The sequence below is a fragment of the Polynucleobacter rarus genome, from assembly GCF_003072505.1.
GTDB classification, from domain to species: Bacteria; Pseudomonadota; Gammaproteobacteria; order Burkholderiales; family Burkholderiaceae; genus Polynucleobacter; species Polynucleobacter rarus.
Map to the genome: position 1 here is coordinate 2021713 of NZ_NTGB01000001.1, position 19167 is coordinate 2040879.

A 19167-nucleotide genomic window follows, 5' to 3' on the forward strand; every position below is an offset into this window, starting at 1 on the left:
CTTTAAAACTATGTCAGTCTCTAATCCTTATCAAAACGAAGTTATTATTTCTTGGACTGAAATTCATCGAGACGCACGTTTTTTATCACATCTACTACTGGCAAAGGGGCCTTGGAAAGGTATTATTGCGATTACTAAAGGTGGTCTCATCCCCGCAGCATTAATTGCTCGTGAATTAAATATCAAGCTCATCGACACAGTATGTATCTCTAGTTATGATGGCAACACTGACGGCGCCGCCCAAAATCAAAAAGAATTAGAAGTGATCAAAATGATCGAAGGGGACGGCGATGGTTTTTTACTAATTGATGATTTAGTGGATACCGGTAAAACAGCTAAGTTCATTCGAGAAAAATTACCTAAAGCGTATTTCAGTACTTTATATGCTAAACCTGAAGGTAAACCTTTAGTAGATTTATACGTCAAAGAATTCGCACAATCGGAATGGATCTTTTTCCCATGGGATATTGAATATCAATTTTCAATTCCAATTCATCATAGGCCGAAAATCGAACCAAAAGCTTAAATAGCTGACTAGTTTGTCATTAGCTGTTGACTGAGCTCAATATGATGGGCTATGTGCTTTTGTAAATCAAGATTGAGAATCTCGCCATTCTTTACCCGAACCTTGCCATGAATCATACTGAAGTCGACTTGACTCGGCGGTGAAAATACAATGGCTGCAACGGGGTCAATACAGCCGGCAAAACTAAGTTGCTCTTGCTTGAAACCAATCATATCGGCAGCCATTCCCACTTGGAGAGAACCAATATCATTTCTCCCCAGTACTTGTGCGCCGCCAACCGTTGCCATCCTTAAGGCTTGTCTTGCATTCATGGCTTGAGGATCATTATTCGCAACGCGCTGTAATAACATCGCCTGCCTTACCTCTTGTATGAGGTTCCCAGAGTCATTGGACGCTGAACCGTCAACCCCAAGCCCCACAGGAACCCCTGCATTGAGCATTTGACGCACAGGAGCAATCCCTGAGGCTAAGCGCATATTTGAACTTGGGCAATGACATACACCCGTTTTAGTTCGTCCAAATAACTGAATCCCAGAGTCGTCTAAATGAACGCAGTGCGCATGCCAGACATCATCCCCCACCCAGCCAAGACTTTCTGCATATTGAGCTGGTGTTTGATTGAATTTTTCTTTTGAATATAAAACATCATTCATGTTCTCAGCGAGATGAGTATGTAACCTGACGCCATAATGTCTGGCTAAAAGTGCAGACTCCCTCATCAGGTTTTCTGAAACTGAAAAAGGGGAACAGGGAGCAACAACGATATGCAACATGGAATACTTTGAGGAGTCATGCCACCGTTCTATCAATCGTTGAGTATCTTTTAAAATAAACTTCTCATCTTCAACCAGCGCATCAGGCGGCAGGCCCCCTAAACTTTCACCAACACTCATCGATCCGCGCGCCGCGTGAAAGCGAATCCCGATGAATTGGGCTGCGCTAATTTCATCTTCTAAGACCGATCCATTAGGGAATAGATATAAGTGATCACTCGTTGTCGTACAACCAGACAACATGAGTTCAGCCATTGCGGTAAGGGCTGAGACATTAATCATCTCTGGTGTAATTTTTCCCCAGATTGGATAGAGTGTTTTTAACCAGCCAAATAACTCTGCGTCCTGAGCCTGTGGAACTGCCCTCGTCAAAGACTGGAACATATGATGATGGGTATTAATGAAGCCAGGTAAAACAACATATCCTCGCATATCAATTTTTTCAGCATTCTCAAGATACTCCCTCGGAATTTCAGAGGTCCTACCAATCCAATTGATATGATGGTCCTCAATATAGATAGCAGCATCCTTCAATTCGGAAGACTGCGTATCCATAGTGACTAAATGGGAAATATTGAAGAGTAATTGTTGATTACTTTTTGACATAGGATAAGCCGTTTTTATCAAGCAAAAGATGGTTTAAGCTTTTGAGGTTTAGTTACTTAGAAGCCACTCTTCTTTAAATTATTCAATGAACTCGATAACAACAATCTTTCTGCTACAGAGTTCATTTTCAATAACTAACAATTAACTACGATGTGCCCAAGCGGTCTTTTTGCGTTCGATCACAGCAAACAGCTCATACATACTCATTGCCATGACACCAATGGAAACAAGACCAGCAAAAGCGAGTGGTAACCGCATCGAGGATCCCGCTGAAATTAATAAATAACCAATTCCTTCGTTGGAGGCACTCATCTCAGACACAGGTGTACCAACAAACGCTAAGGTAATAGCCACTTTTAAACTAGCGAAGAAAAAAGGCAGGCACCTTGGCATACCAATCTTAATAATGATGTCCCTCTTACTGGCTCCTAAAACTCTCAACACGTCTTCAAGTTCTGGTTCAATAGTTGCAAGCGCTGTTGCAATGTTGACCATAATAGGGAAAAAGCTAATTAAAAAAGCTGTCAAAATCGCTGGTCCAGCGCCAATACCAAACCAGACAACCAGAATCGGTACGAAGGCTGCCTTGGGCAGTGCATTAAAAGCAGTCATGATGGGATAGAGGGCGTCATAAGCAAACTTTGACGAACCAATCAGGAAACCCAACAATACTCCAACAACTATTGAAATGCCAAAGCCAACCATTGTTGTCCAAAACGTCACCCATGAGTGTTTTAAGATTTCTAACCTAAACTCAAAAAGGTTTTGACCAATTTGAATTGGGCTTGGGAAGATAAATTCACTGACCTTGAAGACTGAACAGATGAGTTGCCAAATTACTAGTAATGCAATAAACAATACTAGCGCTGCATTTTTTTCTAGGATATTTTTCTTTTTCATTTGCCGGACCTTATTGAACCAATGTGTCCTCTGAGTTCATGCACAATACTTGTAAATGCTTCCGTGTAGGTGATTTCTAAATCCCTTGGACGAGGCAAATCAATTTCTCTTTTAAAGACAATCTTTCCCGGACTTTTACTCATCACATAGACTGTATCAGCTAAGTAAACGGCTTCTCTTAAGTCATGGGTTACCAAGATGACATTAAATTTTTGCTCAGTCCATAAATCTTTCAGAATATTCCAAAGCTCTTCACGGGTAAAAGCATCTAAAGCACCAAATGGCTCATCAAGCAATAGCATCTTCGGTTGATGAATTAGCGCTCGACAAATACTGGCACGTTGTTGCATACCACCAGAAAGTTCCCAAGGAAATTTATCCGCATAACCTTTTAGACCAACACTTTCTAGAAGCTTAAGGGCTCTCTCAATGTACTCACCCTTTTTTTTACGAAAATCAAATCGAAATGGCTCAACGATTTCTAAGGGTAGGAGAATATTATCGAGTGTTGTGCGCCAAGGTAGTAGGGTTGGAGCCTGAAAGGCCATTCCACTAAAACTCAAAGGACCATTGACCTGATTACCACCAACCGTAATCATTCCTCGACTTGGTTTTTGTAAGCCCGTTGTCAACTTCATGAAAGTCGACTTACCGCACCCTGATGGGCCTACGATAGCAATAAACCCACCCGCATGAACTTCTAATGAAATATTTTCTACGGCAAACTTCCCTTGGGCCGGCAAATCTCCGTACCCATGAGAAACGTCATCAAATTTTATAAAGGAATCAGACATTATTTTGGTAATACTGTTTTAAGGCTTGCTAAGGGAAGGAAAGAACCATCCCAAACTAGATCAGGATTTACTCTGGTCTTGGTTTTATAGATATCTGAAACTTGGGAAGCCATTAATGCTAATCGCGGTAAGGATAAAGTACCGAAACCTTCTGCCTTTGCATCCGCTGTCACAACAGCATCTTTAATCGCAAGTCTTAAGCGACGTTTTTCAAGATCCACATTAATAATGCCATCTTTTTGTTTGACATACTGAATAGCATCATCTGGATTTGCAATCACCTCTTTTGCACCCTTTGTAAACGCCTCAAGGAACGCTTTAATTGCAGCAGGATTTTCTTTGATTAATTTTGGTGAAACAATAATTGCATTACCGTAAAGTTTGACACCATTTTTTGCGTATGGGAAATCAATAATATCTTCAGGCTTCACTCCTCTGGCCTCAAGATTCAGAATAGATGTAAAACCAAAACCTGTAATCGCATCGAGATCACCTTTAACCAGCATAGTTTCTCGTAATGCAGGGTCCATACTAGTCCAGTTCACTGGACCTAATTTATTGGCATCTTGGAAAAGCTGGAATGATCTTCTGCCAGCATCAAAAACTGGTGCGCCTAATCTTTTACCTGTTAAATCAGAAATCTTCTTAACATTCGATCCCTTAATCGTAATAACAGAAGCCGGGGTATTGTTATAGACAACCATTACAGCTACTGGTTTGTTGGGTGCGTCAGGATTGTTACCATAAAACTCCATGAGCGCAGCCATATCAGCAAAACCGATATCGTAAGAACCCGAGGCAACCCGGTTCACAGCATTTCCTGAACCATTACCTGCATCGATACTGACATCTAAACCAGCTTGCTTAAAGTATCCTTTGGCTGCGGGCTGCAAAAACAATGCTGCAGGGCCTTCAAAGCGCCAGTCCAACTGAAACTTGATGGGGGTTTGAGCAAAAGAATTACCTGAATAAGCGATTGTTAAAACAAGCAGCAAGCGCTTTAAAAATTGAAAATTGATCGACATGGTTCGTCCTGTATTAATTAAGCTTGTTAAAAAAATTAGTTTTACGCATCAGATTAAACTTTATATGAATGCTGTATTCATATGATGTAAAAATACTTAAACAACACGCATCTTACCCAACATGGTGCAAATAATCTTCTACATCTATGACTTATAAGCCCTCATAAACCTCTAATCGAAATTTAGCAATTTTATAAATTTGCTGCAGACACTCCAAAAATTCTACTGATTTTTCGTTATCCTGTCGCTTTGAGAAATTTTCAATAATGCTCTGCCGATTGTGTCCTTTAACCGCCAAAATAAATGGGAAGCCAAACTTCAATTGATATTTTGCGTTCAGCGATTGAAGAAGTTCATACTCTTGTGCAGAGCATTGATCCAAACCAGCACCGCTCTGTTCATTCAGAGAGTGCTCGGTAAGTTCCTTTTTAATCGCGGCTTTACCAGCCAGCTCTGGATGAGCGCAAATTAACTTGAGTTGCATTTCATGACTAGCCTGACTGACTATGGCAACCATTTTTTCATGCAAATCTGTCATCGAAATAAAAGGCATCATCGAAAATGCTTGCTCTGCAACCCAAGGACTATGTTCAAAAATCCCACTAAAGGCATCCAGAAACTCATGTTTACTAAATTGATTAATTTGGTCTATTTTCATTATTTAACGATTCAAAACTTTACTTCGAATTAAAGAGGTTAGGCAGGATGATGTTGGTACCAATGATGAGCAATATCAATCCGACGACAAACCCAAACATCTTCCTTCTGGGCGATATAGTCCAAAAACTTTTGTAAGGCGATAAATCTTCCTGGACGCCCCAGAATCCGACAGTGCATCCCGATTGATAGCATTTTTGGTTGATTTTGGCCATTAGGATCACCTTCGGCGTACAACACATCAAAACTATCTTTTAAATATTGATAAAAGTGATCTGCCGTATTGAATCCTTGAGGAGAGGCAAAGCGCATATCATTAGAATCTAATGTGTATGGAATAATCAGATGATCTTTCTCGGTCCCATCACTCGTTGTTTGTTTTGTCCAAAAGGGTAAATCATCACCATAATAATCTGAGTCGTAAAGATACCCACCCTGCTCAACTAACAATGCCCTTGTATTGGGAGAATCTCGACCGGTATACCAACCTAATGGAGCGACCCCAGTAATTTCTTTAATCTTTTCGGTGGCCAAACGCATATGTTCTCGTTCGGTATCCAGATCGATATCTTGATAATGAATCCAACGCCATCCATGACTAACGATTTCATGGCCAAGATCAACGAATGTCTTCGCTAGCTCGGGATGCCGTTCAAGCGCCATTCCAATACCAAAGACAGTAAGGTTTAAATTTCTTTTTTTAAACTCATTCAATATGCGCCAGACTCCTGCTCTAGAGCCGTATTCATAAATGGACTCCATCGAAAGATGTCTAGCCTCAAAGGCTGCAGCGCCGATAATTTCAGACAAAAACTGTTCAGAAGCTTTGTCACCATGTAATACCGAGTTTTCACCACCCTCTTCATAATTGAGAACAAATTGAACGGCTATTCTGGCGCCATTCGGCCATTTTGGGTGGATTGGCTGGTTGCCATAACCAATTAAATTTCGGGGATAATAATCACTCATATTTACTTTTTTAAACTTAATTATTACGTTGATATGCCAAAATGATAACTATTAATTATCATTTTTAAAAGAAATTAAAAAAAACATTCACACTATTTTGGTGCTGAACTATTTCCTCGAAACTTTTTGTTTTGAGTAATAATATGCTTAATCATTAATTAATTGGGCTATAAGATGGGCAGGTTAACTACACACGTTCTAGATACCGCACAAGGCATCCCAGGAAAGTCCATTAGTGTTAATTTATATTTTAAAACTGGCGAGACTCAAAAGTTAATTGCAACAAAAATAACGAATGATGACGGCAGGTGTGATGGCCCATTAATTGAAGGTAATGACTTTACTGCAGGGGAATATGTTTTGGAGTTTGATGTTGGCCAATATTTCAAAAATTCTTCATTAAAAATTACTGAACCTCATTTTTTAAATAAAGTATTGATTCAGTTTTATGCAGCCGATGCAAATACGCATTATCACGTTCCATTATTGGTAACACCTTGGAGTTACTCAACTTATAGAGGCTCATGATTATTTGACTAGTTAAATTATCGGTCGTCGCGGAAAAGTCCAAATATATTGGCACGACCCACTACATCTGCAGTCCCGCCGTGGCAGATGATATTGTTTAATTTAGTAGGAATTTTTCATGGAATATTTATTTCCTTTTTTCATCGATAGTCTGAACCTCATTTTAAGAGGCACCCACCTAGTTGTTGGAATCGCTTGGATTGGCGCATCTTTTTACTTTGTTTGGCTGGATAACAGCCTTCACCCACCCAAAGAGGCTGCACTAAAAGAATTGGGAGTGAGTGGAGAATTATGGGCAGTCCATGGGGGTGGTTTTTACAACCCTCAAAAATATGCCATTGCCCCTAAACTGATCCCTAACAATCTCCATTGGTTTTACTGGGAGGCTTACTCAACATGGTTAAGTGGTATTGCCCTTTTTACTGTTAGTTATTTGGCGAATGCTAGCGTGATGTTGGTCGACGCAAGAGTTGCTGATATTTCGGGTAATGTTGCCATTGCCGCCGCACTTGCCTATTTAACGGTTGGTTGGTTAATTTATAACCAATTGTGTAAATTTTTTGGTGTAGGTCCTAAGGCGGATAAAAAAGTTGCGATTTGTATATTTATTTATATCATCATCGCAACTTGGATAGCTTGTCATGTTTTTTCAGGTAGAGCCGCCTTTTTAATGACTGGAGCCATGATGGCAACCATCATGGCGGCCAATGTATTTTTCTGGATTATTCCAGGTCAGAAAAAAGTAATCGCTTCCATCAAAGCCGGCGAGGCCGCTGATCCAGTTCACGGCATGATTGGGAAGCAACGAAGTGTCCACAATACGTTTTTTACACTGCCCGTTTTGTTTTGTATGATTTCTAATCACTACAGCATGACCTATCAGGCAAAAGATAATTGGTTAGTACTGGTGATGATCATGACTAGCGGTGCTTTGATCCGTTATTTTTTTGTTTCTAGGCACAAAAATAAACCACATTACCCAAGTCTTATCATCAGTATCGTATTGCTAATTCTATGCTTTTGGAAGATTGCTCCTGATCGCCCAGTGAAAACAGTTGTATTAACACCTCCGACAATTGAAAAAGTGGAAGCTATCATTCAGGAGCGCTGTGTAGTTTGTCATAATAATCAAATCGCTAACAAAAATATTCGTTTAAATGAGCGTCAATTAATCGAAGATCAAGCGGCGCTAATTCATCAACAAGTAGTAGTAAGCAAGATTATGCCGATGGGAAATGCAACGAACATCACGGATGAAGAAAGAAACTTGATTGATTTATGGTTTCAATCAAGATCTAAATAACTTATTGAGAGAACATGATGGCAATTCAACTAGATATCAACGCACCTGAATTTACTAGGCAACATTTAAATCTCGCCGATTTGCGCTTAGGAGCAAAGCCTGTTATTTGTTCCGATGAGTTTTTTGGTCCATTAGAAAGAATGTTAAACCCTGAACCAGCCGTTTTTATTCCTGGCAAATATGATGACCACGGTAAATGGATGGATGGATGGGAAACAAGGCGCAAAAGATCTGTTGGTGAAGATTGGGCCATCATTCAGCTCGCTCGTCCTGGAAAAATTATCGGCTTTGATGTGGATACTAGTCACTTCACCGGGAATTATGCTCCTGCAGTTTCTATTAAGGGATGCTTTGCTAATGACCCAAATCACAGCAATACTGAATGGTTTGAAATATTAACTCCAAAAAATTTATCCCCAAATCAACACCACTACTTTGAAATACCTGTAACAACTAAAATGAACCATTTAAAAGTTACTATTTTTCCAGATGGTGGTATTGCACGTTTAAAAGTTTATGGTGATGCTGAAATCGATTGGAGCACAGTCAACCCAAATGAGGAGATTGATTTCGCAGCCGCAGAAAATGGTGCAAGAATTGTTGCAGTTAATAATCAACATTTTGGCTTGGCAAGTAATATGTTGATGCCTGGTCGTGGACAAAACATGGGTGACGGTTGGGAAACCAGAAGAAGACGCGAACCCGGTAACGACTGGTGCGTCATACAACTAGCAAGACCTGCAGTGATTGATCGAATTGAAGTGGATACTTGTCACTTCAAAGGAAACTACCCAGATCGTTTTTCATTACAAGCAAATATGGTTCAAATAGGCACAGATAGCTCTCTCGTTACTCAATGTATGTTTTGGCCAACTTTGGTCGAAGAACAAAAGCTAGAAATGCATAAACAACATTATTATGCTCAAGAAATTCTCCCCTTAGGTAAAGTAAGCCATGTAAGGCTCAATATCTTTCCTGATGGTGGTGTTTCACGTTTAAGGCTATGGGGTAAATTAAAGTGAAATCGATTAACTCAATTCCACTCAATCACCAAAATTTTGAACGTTTTGGTGATTTTCTGACCTTAGAAGACGCCAATCATTTCAAAATCAACGGTGGTTCTACCGATCGTTTTCACGCCCTATCTCAAGTGGATACCAGCACTCAAGATGGTAAAACAATTATCAGTATGTTTCGAGGTCAGGCTTTTCATTTGCCGTTTGCGCTGAAGGTGATGGAAAGACATCCACTAGGTTCGCAAACGTTTATTCCTTTAAATCCAAGTTTAGGACAACGTTATTTAATTGTTGTTGCTCCGGCGGAATGCGAGAGTGAGGAAGAAATCATCAATAATCTGAGCGCTTTTATCGCTCAAGGATTTGAGGGTGTAACCTATAAAAAGGGAGTTTGGCATCACCCTTTGATAAGTTTGGATCAGATTAATGATTTTATCGTGGTTGATCGATCAGGTCCTGGCAATAACTGTGATGAAATTCCTATCAGCTCTTCAGTCGTCATTGACAATTAAAGCTCAGTCATTGCAGTTAATTACTCTTCAATTTCAATATCTTTGAAGTGGCCCATCTTTTCTTCTTTGGTTAATCGATAATTGGAGTTGAATGGAGATTGACCAACATGCAAAGGAATTCGGTCTTCAATAATGAAGCCGTACTCAATCAAGGATTCTATTTTTTTGGGATTATTCGTAATTAAACGCAAAGAAGTAACGCCCAAATCTAGGAGCAGTTGGGCTGTATCTCTATAGTCTCTGGCGTCAACATCAAAACCTAACATGATATTAGCCTCGACCGTATCGGCACCATTTTCTTGTAATTTGTAAGCTTTGACTTTATTCAGAAGGCCAATACCCCGACCCTCTTCACGATGATAAAGAATCACCCCACGACCCTCCTGAGCGATCATTTTCATCGCCTCATTGAGCTGTGGACCACAATCGCAACGCAAGCTATGAAAGACATCACCCGTGAGGCATTCTGAATGGAGTCGAGTTAGGACAGGTTCACCATTTTGAACGTCCCCCATCACAAGTGCCACATTTTCGTTACCGGGTTGTCCGTTGTCTCTAACATATAACTGAAAGAGCCCATACTCGGTTGGGAGTGAACAATTCACTATTTCAATATTTTTCATTGACTAGATTTTAAACTAATCACAGCAATAATTCAGAAAGCATCTACAAAAGACATTTGCGGATTAAATGACCTTTATTGAGTTTAAATAGCTTGTAGTTGGTTAAAGCTGCAAATTTCTGAGCCAATCTAGTCCTATTGACGTGTCATTGGCGGTATTTTTGATTTTAGGACGATATTCACAACCAATGTATCCCTCATAACCAAGGCTCTTAATCAATGAAAACAAATAAGGGTAGTTAATTTCACCGATATTAGGTTCAAAACGCTCTGGCACCCCAGCAATCTGTATATGACTCACAAGTCCGGTTGGTAAATACTGTTTTATTTTCATGGCTAAATCACCTTCCATGATTTGACAATGATATAAATCAAGTTGAACCCGTAAATTGTCAGCACCGATGGATTTAACGATCTCATGAGCTTGTGCTTGGTAATTCAAAAAGTAATTCGGCATATCTCTAGTATTAATTGGTTCAATTAATACTAAAGTTCCAGTTGATTTGGCTTGCTCTGTTGCCCAAAGTATATTCTTACAATACGTTTCTAACAAAACAGCATAATCAACCCCTGCCGGTTTGATACCAGCTAGAACATGAATCTGTTGGCAATCTAACTTAGCTGCGTAATTTAGCGCTTCCAAAAAGCCTTCTCGAAACTCTTGTTCGCGGCCAGGTATGCACGCTATCCCTTTTTCACCATTGGCAAAATCACCCCCCTTAGCATTAAATAGAACAAGTTTTAATTGATTCGACTTTAATTGACTTGCCAAAACCTCCGGCGAATAATCATAAGGTAATAAAATTTCAACCCCGTTAAATCCATCTTGAGCCGCCGCAGAAAAGCGGTCCAGAAAATCAAATTCTGTATACATCATGGTTAAATTCGCTGCAAATTGGAACATGTTTTAACCTCATTTTTCATTGGTTGAGATGGATTTATCTAATTTAATAAATTAAATTGCTAAACTAATAATTAATAGAATATCAAATAACCAGGAGAACTAAATGAATCACCCAGTCTTAGCCTTTGAAGAAAAACGTCGCATCGCCATGGAAGCTGCAGATCAATCAGCATTTAGCGCCCTTTGCGATCCATCCATGATTTATCGTCACGGCTCAGGAGTAGAAGATACGCTAGAAACTTACCTAGAGAAGTTCGAAAAGAAATTAGTAAAATACTCCAATGTGGTTTTTTCAAATCCAAGAGTAATTATCTCTACAAACGGTAATCAACAAGTCGCATTGATTATGGGTAATATGCAAGCTGATGTAATGCGTATCGACCAACCAGATAAGATCAGTAGTCACTATCAATCTACTTGGATTGCTGAGGGTAATGATTGGAAACTCTTGGCGGTACATGGTGCCCCAGCAGCAAAGAAATAAGTAATTTTTATTAAATGCTTGTGGTTTAAATTAAGAAAAAATCGTCAGTTTTTCATTAGGAAAGAATATGGTAATTGAATCTATCGGTGTGATTGGTGCGGGTATTATGGGCAATGGAATTACTCAGGTCCTAGCCGCAAGTGGACTGCAGGTGATAATGATTGACATCAATCAAGCCGCCATTGATAAAGGCATGCAAAGTATTTCTTCTAGTTTTGATCGTTTAGTCAAAAAAGAAAAAATGACTGCTGACGATAAAGCTGCTGCGCTGGCAAGAATTAAGCCTTCGCTCGATTATGCAGATCTAAAAGGTTTACACCTTGTGATTGAAGCTGCAACTGAAAACAAACCCATCAAAGAAAAAATTCTGAAGCAAATTGATGGGGTTTGTGATGCTCACACCATCATCGCATCTAATACGTCTTCCCTTTCCGTTACCCAATTAGCTTCAAATATTTCCAATCCATCGCGTGTTATCGGGATGCATTTTTTTAATCCTGTACCCTTGATGTCATTAGTTGAAATCATCCGTGGTTTACAAACTGACGACGCAACACATCAAAGTATTCATGACTTAGCTCTCCGTTTAGGCAAGACGCCTATTACCGTGAAAAATGCACCTGGGTTCGTAGTTAACCGAATTTTAGTCCCCATGATTAATGAGGCATTTTTTGTTTTAGGCGAAGGCTTAGCCAGTGCTGAAGATATTGATAATGGCATGAAGTTAGGTTGTAACCAACCGATTGGCCCCCTAGCTCTTGCGGACTTAATTGGTCTTGATACTTGTCTTGCGATTATGGAAGTCTATTTTAATAACTTTAATGACTCCAAATACCGCCCTTGCCCATTACTCAGAGAAATGGTCGATGCCGGTTACTTAGGACGTAAAACGGGACGTGGTGTTTATCAATACTAAAAAAGTATTGGTCACACCCAAGCCGTTCGTTTAATCTGTTGAAATTTTGAGGGGATGCCTAAAACTAGAGGCGCACCCTCATTTTTTTGGCAAATCCTTGCAGAAAAAACCTTCCGCAGAATCACGAAGTGGCGCGGTCTATGGAGGCCGCCCCTACAACTGACGCTCTTTAATAGGTGGACGCCTCACACTCCAAGCCTTGCAGAAGTGTTTGACGGTAGCCTTGGCCCCATGCAAGCTCAGTGAACCCAACAGATCGCCCTTGGTGTAAGGCGGATTTGTCAAGTCGGAAACGGCTTTTTCCAACGCCTCGGACACCCGATCCTGGGCCGATTGGAACAACAGATCGACGAAGGCGCCAGGACGTATCACTTCGATGCCAAGCCCCGCCATGTCTTTGGCCGCCAAGTGTTTGACGTTGCTGGACACCAGAAAAATCCTATCGGAGACCATCCCCTCGCAAGCCAATAGGTGGCGCATTAATATCGCCGCTTGCGCGACGTGGATGTCACCCTTGTTGACTGCGGTTGGAACCTGTTTCGCGATGTGATTGGCGCCATAACCAATCAGCCTGTATTCGTCGCCAACGGCATTGCGGTAAGCGTTCAACCTTTTTTCGGCTTTGCACTTGTCGTCGGCATGGGGAGAGGCCGCCTTATAGGCTTTAAGTTCTGCGCCCTTGAGCCTTTTGACCACTTGCGCCCAATTCCGCAGAAACTCCGTTTCGATGTCAACGGTCCAGCGCGGGAAATAGAGGTCGCGAAGATCAAACAGTACATCGGACAGTCTGGGCGGCAGAAGCGCGTTCGCATCCAGTATGGCGTAGGTAGAACCCGTCGGCGTTAGCGGATGATCAGGCACGACCGCGGCCCGGCGCGGCGATTTCGACGTAGACCGATTCTGCGATGGCATACATACCAGCCTCCCTTGCTGCAGCCTTGTAGTCGGAAGAGCCTGGCATAGTAGCCTTCCCATGCTTACTCAACCATGCCCTAACGGAGGACTCTGGCACTCGGCGATGCCCCTTGGGTGTCGCCGAGGCCCCTTCGAGTTCTCCTGCATCGATAAGCATCGCCACATAAGGGCGGCTCTTCATCATCATCTGAGCGGCTTGCTCAGTAGAGAGCAATCGGTCTTCCGGCCCGGATTGGCGCCCATACGCGAGGAGCTCGTTGACCTCCAAGATGTGCAACTGGATTTGCTTGCGCGCCATCCTGCCATGTTCGTCACGGGCGTCGAGCACGTCATGCAAGGCCTTTGATAAGGTTGCTTTGTCCAAAGTGCCATTGGGGATTTTTTCGGCGATCAACTCCGCTACTTGGCTCAGCATGTCCAGTCCAACCAAGGCGGAACTGGAACGGTTGGTCTTTTTAAGAGTGGAGTGCATAGGCGTTGACCTTATTTCGATTTGTTTTTCGATTATATTCGAAATTCGAAAAACTTCAACCCCACCCCCGACTTTTGTGGGGAACTTTGGCCGGACAGGGAGGACATAGCCCCTCCTTGGAGGCCCTTTGCGGTCAGGGCGAAGTCCGTTCATTTTTCAACAGATTAACGATCCGACCAAATCAGGTCTATTAGGAGATCCGATTCGTTGGAGACGGTGCTATGGATAGGCCTGTACCAAGCGGGCGTAGTCAAAGACCGTCCATAGCCAGGTGAGGAAGCGAAAGGTGGCAGCCCAGCCAGCATCGAACCCTTTGCCCAGGCATCGACCTTAGCCGGGCAAGTCTCAGGGTCGAGGTTGATCCATGTGCGGACCCCGGGTCGCTGGCTGTGGAAGATTTCTTTCGCAGAAATGGTTCTGTCAAATCATCAGAGCACATGGCCCCTGAAATTTCAATAGATTAAGCGAACGGCTTGGTTCACACCACACCTTTTTTCACAGGTAGTTAAGCTTGTGACTTGGTGAATTGCAAGCGTAACGCATTACCAATCACTGAAACTGAACTCAAGCTCATCGCGAGTGCTGCGATCATCGGTGAAAGTAAGACTCCCGTTATAGGGTAGAACACACCTGCGGCGATAGTAATACCTACAGCGTTATAAAACAATGAAAAAAGCAAATTCTGCTTCATATTGTTCACTGTTTGGTGCGAAATATTGATAGCTGTCGCAATACCACGAAGATCACCTTTCACCAAGGTAATCTGCGCACTATTCATGGCTACATCTGTACCTGTGCCCATAGCAATTCCAATATCCGCCTGCGCAAGGGCCGGGGCATCATTAATACCGTCGCCTGCCATGGCGACAATCAAACCTTCTTCTTGAAATTTTTTCACAAGTGCTAATTTATCAGCCGGCTTGTACTCACCGTAAACTTCATCAATACCGAGTTGAAGACCAATTGCCTTTGCAGTTGTTAAGCCATCTCCAGTAGCCATCACAATTTTCAAACCAGACGCTTTTAATCTTTTTAATGCTTCTGAGGTAGTCGATTTAATAGCATCATTTACAACCAGTAATCCTTTTAACTCATGATCAATCGCAAGATAGATTGAACTTGCTCCATTCTCTCGATAAAACTCTGCTTTTAGTTGAAGGGCTTCTATAGATATGCCTAACTGATTCATGAAGGCAGTATTGCCGAGACTAATCATTTGACTCTCTATTTGGCCTTGAACACCTATACCAGTTTGTGACTGGAAATTCTCAACTTTATCCAAAACTAAGTTTTGTTTTTTAGCGGCAGTCACAATGGCCGCAGCCAGAGGATGTTCACTAGCTTGATCTATACTCGCCGCAATTCTCAAGACTTCCAAATTGCTAACATTATTGATACCAATTGCTTCCACAAAAGTGGGATGACCCTCAGTTAAAGTACCCGTTTTATCCACAATGAGGGTATCTACTTTCTTAAGGTTTTCAATTGCCTGAGCGTCCCGAAATAATATTCCCTGAGTAGCCGCCTTGCCTGTTGCCACCATAATTGACATGGGGGTAGCTAGACCCAAGGCGCAAGGGCACGCGATAATCATGACAGATACTGCATTAATGAGTCCAAATACCCAACTTGGATTTGGTCCAAAGAACCCCCAAATGAAGAAGGTGAGAACTGCTATTGAAACCACAGAGACAACAAAATATGAAGAGACTTGGTCCGCCATTCTTTGCATCGGCGCCTTAGAACGCTGGGCAAGTGCCACCATTTGTATCACTTGGGAAAGTACTGTCGCTGAGCCGACTTTTTCAGCACGCATGATTAAAGCACCGCTTGCATTCATCGTCGCGCCAATTAATGCATCTCCGGTACTTTTTGTCACTGGTATTGGCTCACCCGTTAACATCGATTCATCAACTGAACTGGAACCACTCACCACCACGCCGTCAACTGGGACTTTTTCACCAGGACGAATACGAAGAATATCACCCACCACGACATCATTTAAATCAATATCTTCCTCAATACCGTCTGAATGAATAATTCTTGCTTGTTTAGGTGCCAACCCTAGTAATGATTTAATCGCTGCAGAAGTTTTAGAGCGTGCCTTCAACTCTAAAATTTGACCTAATAAAGTTAAAGAAATAATCACAACAGACGCTTCAAAATAGACTGATACGCGCCCCATCGAAATAAAAGATTGTGGAAAAATTTCTGGGGCAATCGTTGCAACAGCACTATAAATATAAGCAGTACCCGTCCCAGCGCTAATCAGGGTCCACATATTAGGACTACGATTGATGATTGAATTCCACCCCTGAACGAAAAATGGTAATCCCGCCCATAAAACAACTGGGGTTGCTAACAAAAATTCTACCCAAGACTGTTGGCTCATTTCTAACAAATGTAACTGATGACCAAACATGGCTAATACAAAAACAATAAGGGTTAGGGGTAATGAGTACCAAAAGCGCTTAAGAAAATCAATTAACTCGGGACTTTCTTCCTCGTCTAAATCAGGAATCATTGCTTCTAGTGCCATGCCGCATTTTGGACAACTACCAGGATGGTCTTGAATGACCTCTGGATGCATTGGGCAGGTATAGATCGAACCAGCAACGACAGGAATCTCTTTTTGAGTTTCTGGGTGAAGATAGGTGGAGGGAGATTTTAAAAATTTTGTGCAACATCCTGCACTACAAAAATAGTAAGGCTTACCTTCAAACATCGTATGATGCTTTGATTGCTCGCTGGTTTTCATGCCACAGACTAAATCTCTTAAATCTATATTTAAATTCTGTTCATTCGGTTGGTTTGAAGTCATATAGAAATCCTAGAAGCTAATTTTTTATGTTGCACAGTCAACACGAAAAAGACTTGATCTTTCAATGTACACCCTATTTTAATAAATGTGTATTTTAGTGAATTCAATTGCGTAATGCTGGAAATCGTAATCATATTATTTTTTAAATTAGGTACATAATGAAAGAGTACTTTTAATCTTTTTAATAATAATTTTAAATTTCAGATCCTAAACTACGAGAGTCAAAGTGCTGACAATGCAAAGTCGATTTAAAGCTTTAATTCTTCGAATCAAAGAACATCCTTTAGCAAAATTTGGGCCTGGACTTGTAACCGGTGTTGCTGACGACGATCCAAGTGGAATTGTCACCTACTCTCAAGCCGGTGCTCAATTTGGCTTTAATATGCTCTGGACTATCCCACTCACCTTTCCTTTGATGGTCGGCATACAGGTGGTTTGTGCAAGGCTAGGGAGAGTTACCGGAAAGGGACTAGCGGCGAATATTAAAACCCATTTCCCACCCGTTATACTATGGCTAGTCGTTAGCCTCTTAGTGATCGCGAACACATTAAATATCGCGGCAGATGTGGCGGCAATGGGTGAGGTGGCTGAATTAGTATTAGGTTTCAATCGACATCTCATGGCAGTCGCCTTTGCATTTTTGACGATTTTCTTACAGGTTTTCATTCCTTATCACCGCTATGTGATGTACTTAAAGTGGCTCACTTTATCTTTAATTTCCTATGCGTTAATTCTCTTTGTAGTTCATATTGATTGGTCAGAGGCGTTAAGAAAGACCGTTTTTCCCGAGTTCGAATGGAATGCCGGCGCTGCGGCAATAATTGTTGGTATTTTTGGTACAACCATCAGTCCCTACTTGTTTTTTTGGCAAGCTTCCCAAGAGGTAGAAGATATGAACCAGTCAGGCGGTGGGCCACTGGTATCCGATACAAGCACAGCGCAATTAGAGCTCAAACGCATTTCTTGGGATACCTGGTCTGGCATGTTCTACTCGAATGTTTCCGCTTACTTTATTGTGTTGGCGACTGGTGCCACCTTGTTTGCTGCTGGTATACATGATATTCAAACTGCTGCTCAAGCAGCCATGGCGCTTCGTCCCTTAGCTGGCGACTTTGCATTTGAATTATTCGCAATCGGTATGCTAGGGGTTGGACTAATAGGTATACCAGTTTTAGCAGGCTCTGCATCCTATGCCTTATCAGAACTCATGGGATGGTCTTGGGGCTTAGAAAAAAATTGGCGTGAAGCACCAGGCTTTTATATAACCATTACCTTATGTGTTGGGGCAGCGATCTTTTTACAGTATTTATCCATTAGTCCGATGAAAGCTTTGGTATGGAGCGCGATCACCAATGGCATTATTGCAGTACCTTTAATGTTGGTGATTATGATTTTATCTGCGAATAAAAAAGTAATGGGCGTGTTATCTTTACCGTGGCATATTAGTTTTCTGGGTTGGCTTGCAACTTTCATCATGTTATTGGCAGTCGCTCTGATGTTTCTTCAATTTTAGGTAAAAGCAAAAGCTAACATCGCTGGATCATCTAAAAAGGAATAGGTCAAAAATATACTGAACCGGTAGAGTATTGGAGTTATTTTTTGTATGATTGGCTGCATTATTTTAGAGATTTTGATTGTTCCAAAGTAGCGCATCCATTGCTAGGATTCCATAACTAATACCACCATCAATCATTTCAAGTTGATCATTTGCGAATCTGGCACCTAAGGCAATAAACAAGGGTAAGAAATGTTCTTCTGTTGGATGAGCTCTTAAGGCATTTGGTGCACATTGTCGATAATTCAAAAGTTCTTCGAGTCTGTCCTCAACAATAGCCGTATTAACCCAAGCGGAAAACTCCTTCACATAGGGCAAATCACCTTGTGAACCCAGTCTTAAGTCGCTTAAATTATGAGTCATACTACCTGAGCAAAGAAGCAAAACTCCCTCTGATCGCAAACCAGCAATTGCTTGCCCTAAATGGTAAGAATCACGCGAATCAAAAGAATGGGGTAGAGATACTTGAAACACTGGTAAATTTGCCTCAGGTAATAGGTGCATGAGTGGCGTCCAAGCACCATGATCCAAGCCCCGTGTATTATTTTCATGAACTTGAAAACCCGCTTGTTTTAAAACATCTAACACGTGCGATGCGACTGAAGGGCTTCCAAGCGCTGGATAATTTAATTCGTACAGAGGCTTAGGGAACCCATAAAAATCATGAATTGTTTCTGGCTTAGCAGTTGTCATGACTTCCAAGACGTCTGTCTGCCAATGTGGAGAAACAACCAAAATGGCGTTGATATTAGTGAGGCTCTTCCCAATCATATTTAATTCTTGCCCAAGCACTCCTGGTTCCAATGCAAAGGTAGGTGCACCGTGTGAAATAAATGATAGTGGCGCAATTGGTAAAGGCATATTGGTCT

The 19167-nt window shown here is 41.6% G+C and carries 20 protein-coding genes; 8 read left to right on the top strand and 12 right to left on the bottom strand.

From position 1 onward, the window contains the following. The first annotated feature begins 10 nt into the window (after positions 1-10). Complete coding sequence (gene gpt / locus AOC35_RS09605; RefSeq protein WP_108646873.1) at positions 11-526, top strand: xanthine phosphoribosyltransferase; 516 nt, start codon at positions 11-13, stop codon at positions 524-526. An 8-nt stretch (positions 527-534) separates the two neighbouring features. Here gpt and AOC35_RS09610 read toward each other — a convergent pair whose 3' ends face one another. The 6 genes from AOC35_RS09610 to puuE form a co-directional block, all read right to left on the bottom strand. After that, positions 535-1905: an 8-oxoguanine deaminase gene (locus AOC35_RS09610; RefSeq protein ID WP_108646874.1), complete on the bottom strand. Its 1371-nt coding sequence runs from the start codon at positions 1903-1905 to the stop codon at positions 535-537. Between the two features lie 141 nt (positions 1906-2046). After that, on the bottom strand, positions 2047-2805 hold the full coding sequence (locus tag AOC35_RS09615) for an ABC transporter permease (RefSeq protein WP_108646875.1): 759 nt from the start codon (positions 2803-2805) through the stop codon (positions 2047-2049). Beyond that, on the bottom strand, positions 2802-3599 hold the full coding sequence (locus AOC35_RS09620) for an ABC transporter ATP-binding protein (protein ID WP_108646876.1): 798 nt from the start codon (positions 3597-3599) through the stop codon (positions 2802-2804). The genes AOC35_RS09615 and AOC35_RS09620 overlap by 4 nt, the downstream gene beginning before the upstream one ends. After that, complete coding sequence (locus AOC35_RS09625) at positions 3599-4624, bottom strand: ABC transporter substrate-binding protein (protein WP_108646877.1); 1026 nt, start codon at positions 4622-4624, stop codon at positions 3599-3601. The genes AOC35_RS09620 and AOC35_RS09625 overlap by 1 nt, the downstream gene beginning before the upstream one ends. A 151-nt stretch (positions 4625-4775) precedes the next feature. Beyond that, a complete protein-coding gene (gene uraD, locus AOC35_RS09630) occupies positions 4776-5282 on the bottom strand; it encodes a 2-oxo-4-hydroxy-4-carboxy-5-ureidoimidazoline decarboxylase (protein ID WP_108646878.1) in 507 nt (168 codons plus the stop codon). Positions 5283-5320: 38 nt separating this feature from the next. After that, complete coding sequence (gene puuE / locus AOC35_RS09635; protein ID WP_108646879.1) at positions 5321-6250, bottom strand: allantoinase PuuE; 930 nt, start codon at positions 6248-6250, stop codon at positions 5321-5323. A gap of 174 nt (positions 6251-6424) precedes the next feature. Here puuE and uraH point away from each other — a divergent pair, with 174 nt between their 5' ends. The 4 genes from uraH (at position 6425) to AOC35_RS09655 (ending at position 9609) form a co-directional block, all read left to right on the top strand. Beyond that, complete coding sequence (gene uraH / locus AOC35_RS09640) at positions 6425-6778, top strand: hydroxyisourate hydrolase (RefSeq protein ID WP_108646880.1); 354 nt, start codon at positions 6425-6427, stop codon at positions 6776-6778. Between the two features lie 118 nt (positions 6779-6896). Next, positions 6897-8081, top strand: a complete 1185-nt coding sequence (locus AOC35_RS09645; protein ID WP_108646881.1) for a urate hydroxylase PuuD — start codon at positions 6897-6899, stop codon at positions 8079-8081. Positions 8082-8095: 14 nt separating this feature from the next. Then, positions 8096-9103 (top strand): allantoicase, encoded by a 1008-nt coding sequence (alc, locus tag AOC35_RS09650; RefSeq protein WP_211307502.1) that lies wholly within the window; start codon positions 8096-8098, stop codon positions 9101-9103. Beyond that, positions 9100-9609 carry an ureidoglycolate lyase gene (locus AOC35_RS09655; RefSeq protein WP_245898473.1) on the top strand — a complete coding sequence of 170 codons (510 nt, stop codon included), beginning with the start codon at positions 9100-9102 and terminating at the stop codon, positions 9607-9609. Before alc ends, AOC35_RS09655 begins: the two co-directional genes overlap by 4 nt. A gap of 20 nt (positions 9610-9629) precedes the next feature. Here AOC35_RS09655 and ribA read toward each other — a convergent pair whose 3' ends face one another. Both ribA and otnI read right to left on the bottom strand, forming a co-directional pair. Beyond that, complete coding sequence (gene ribA, locus AOC35_RS09660; RefSeq protein WP_108646883.1) at positions 9630-10232, bottom strand: GTP cyclohydrolase II; 603 nt, start codon at positions 10230-10232, stop codon at positions 9630-9632. 102 nt (positions 10233-10334) lie between these two features. Then, complete coding sequence (gene otnI, locus AOC35_RS09665) at positions 10335-11135, bottom strand: 2-oxo-tetronate isomerase (protein ID WP_108646884.1); 801 nt, start codon at positions 11133-11135, stop codon at positions 10335-10337. 103 nt (positions 11136-11238) lie between these two features. Between otnI and AOC35_RS09670 the strand changes: the two genes are divergently transcribed. Together AOC35_RS09670 and AOC35_RS09675 are read left to right on the top strand one after the other, a co-directional pair. Next, positions 11239-11619 (top strand): nuclear transport factor 2 family protein, encoded by a 381-nt coding sequence (locus AOC35_RS09670; RefSeq protein WP_108646885.1) that lies wholly within the window; start codon positions 11239-11241, stop codon positions 11617-11619. A gap of 67 nt (positions 11620-11686) precedes the next feature. Continuing rightward, entirely contained in the window at positions 11687-12535 is an 849-nt protein-coding gene (locus AOC35_RS09675) for a 3-hydroxybutyryl-CoA dehydrogenase (RefSeq protein ID WP_108646886.1), read from the top strand. 153 nt (positions 12536-12688) lie between these two features. Here AOC35_RS09675 and AOC35_RS09680 read toward each other — a convergent pair whose 3' ends face one another. From AOC35_RS09680 to AOC35_RS09690, 3 genes are all read right to left on the bottom strand, one after another. After that, positions 12689-13396 carry a VapC50 family PIN domain-containing toxin gene (locus tag AOC35_RS09680; protein WP_108646887.1) on the bottom strand — a complete coding sequence of 236 codons (708 nt, stop codon included), beginning with the start codon at positions 13394-13396 and terminating at the stop codon, positions 12689-12691. Then, on the bottom strand, positions 13389-13922 hold the full coding sequence (locus AOC35_RS09685; RefSeq protein WP_159077543.1) for a helix-turn-helix domain-containing protein: 534 nt from the start codon (positions 13920-13922) through the stop codon (positions 13389-13391). The genes AOC35_RS09680 and AOC35_RS09685 overlap by 8 nt, the downstream gene beginning before the upstream one ends. A gap of 505 nt (positions 13923-14427) precedes the next feature. Continuing rightward, positions 14428-16743 carry a heavy metal translocating P-type ATPase gene (locus AOC35_RS09690; RefSeq protein ID WP_108646889.1) on the bottom strand — a complete coding sequence of 772 codons (2316 nt, stop codon included), beginning with the start codon at positions 16741-16743 and terminating at the stop codon, positions 14428-14430. 235 nt (positions 16744-16978) lie between these two features. Here AOC35_RS09690 and AOC35_RS09695 point away from each other — a divergent pair, with 235 nt between their 5' ends. After that, positions 16979-18256 carry an NRAMP family divalent metal transporter gene (locus AOC35_RS09695; protein ID WP_108646890.1) on the top strand — a complete coding sequence of 426 codons (1278 nt, stop codon included), beginning with the start codon at positions 16979-16981 and terminating at the stop codon, positions 18254-18256. A gap of 108 nt (positions 18257-18364) precedes the next feature. Here AOC35_RS09695 and AOC35_RS09700 read toward each other — a convergent pair whose 3' ends face one another. Then, positions 18365-19159 (bottom strand): DODA-type extradiol aromatic ring-opening family dioxygenase, encoded by a 795-nt coding sequence (locus AOC35_RS09700; protein ID WP_108646891.1) that lies wholly within the window; start codon positions 19157-19159, stop codon positions 18365-18367. Positions 19160-19167 lie beyond the last annotated feature (8 nt).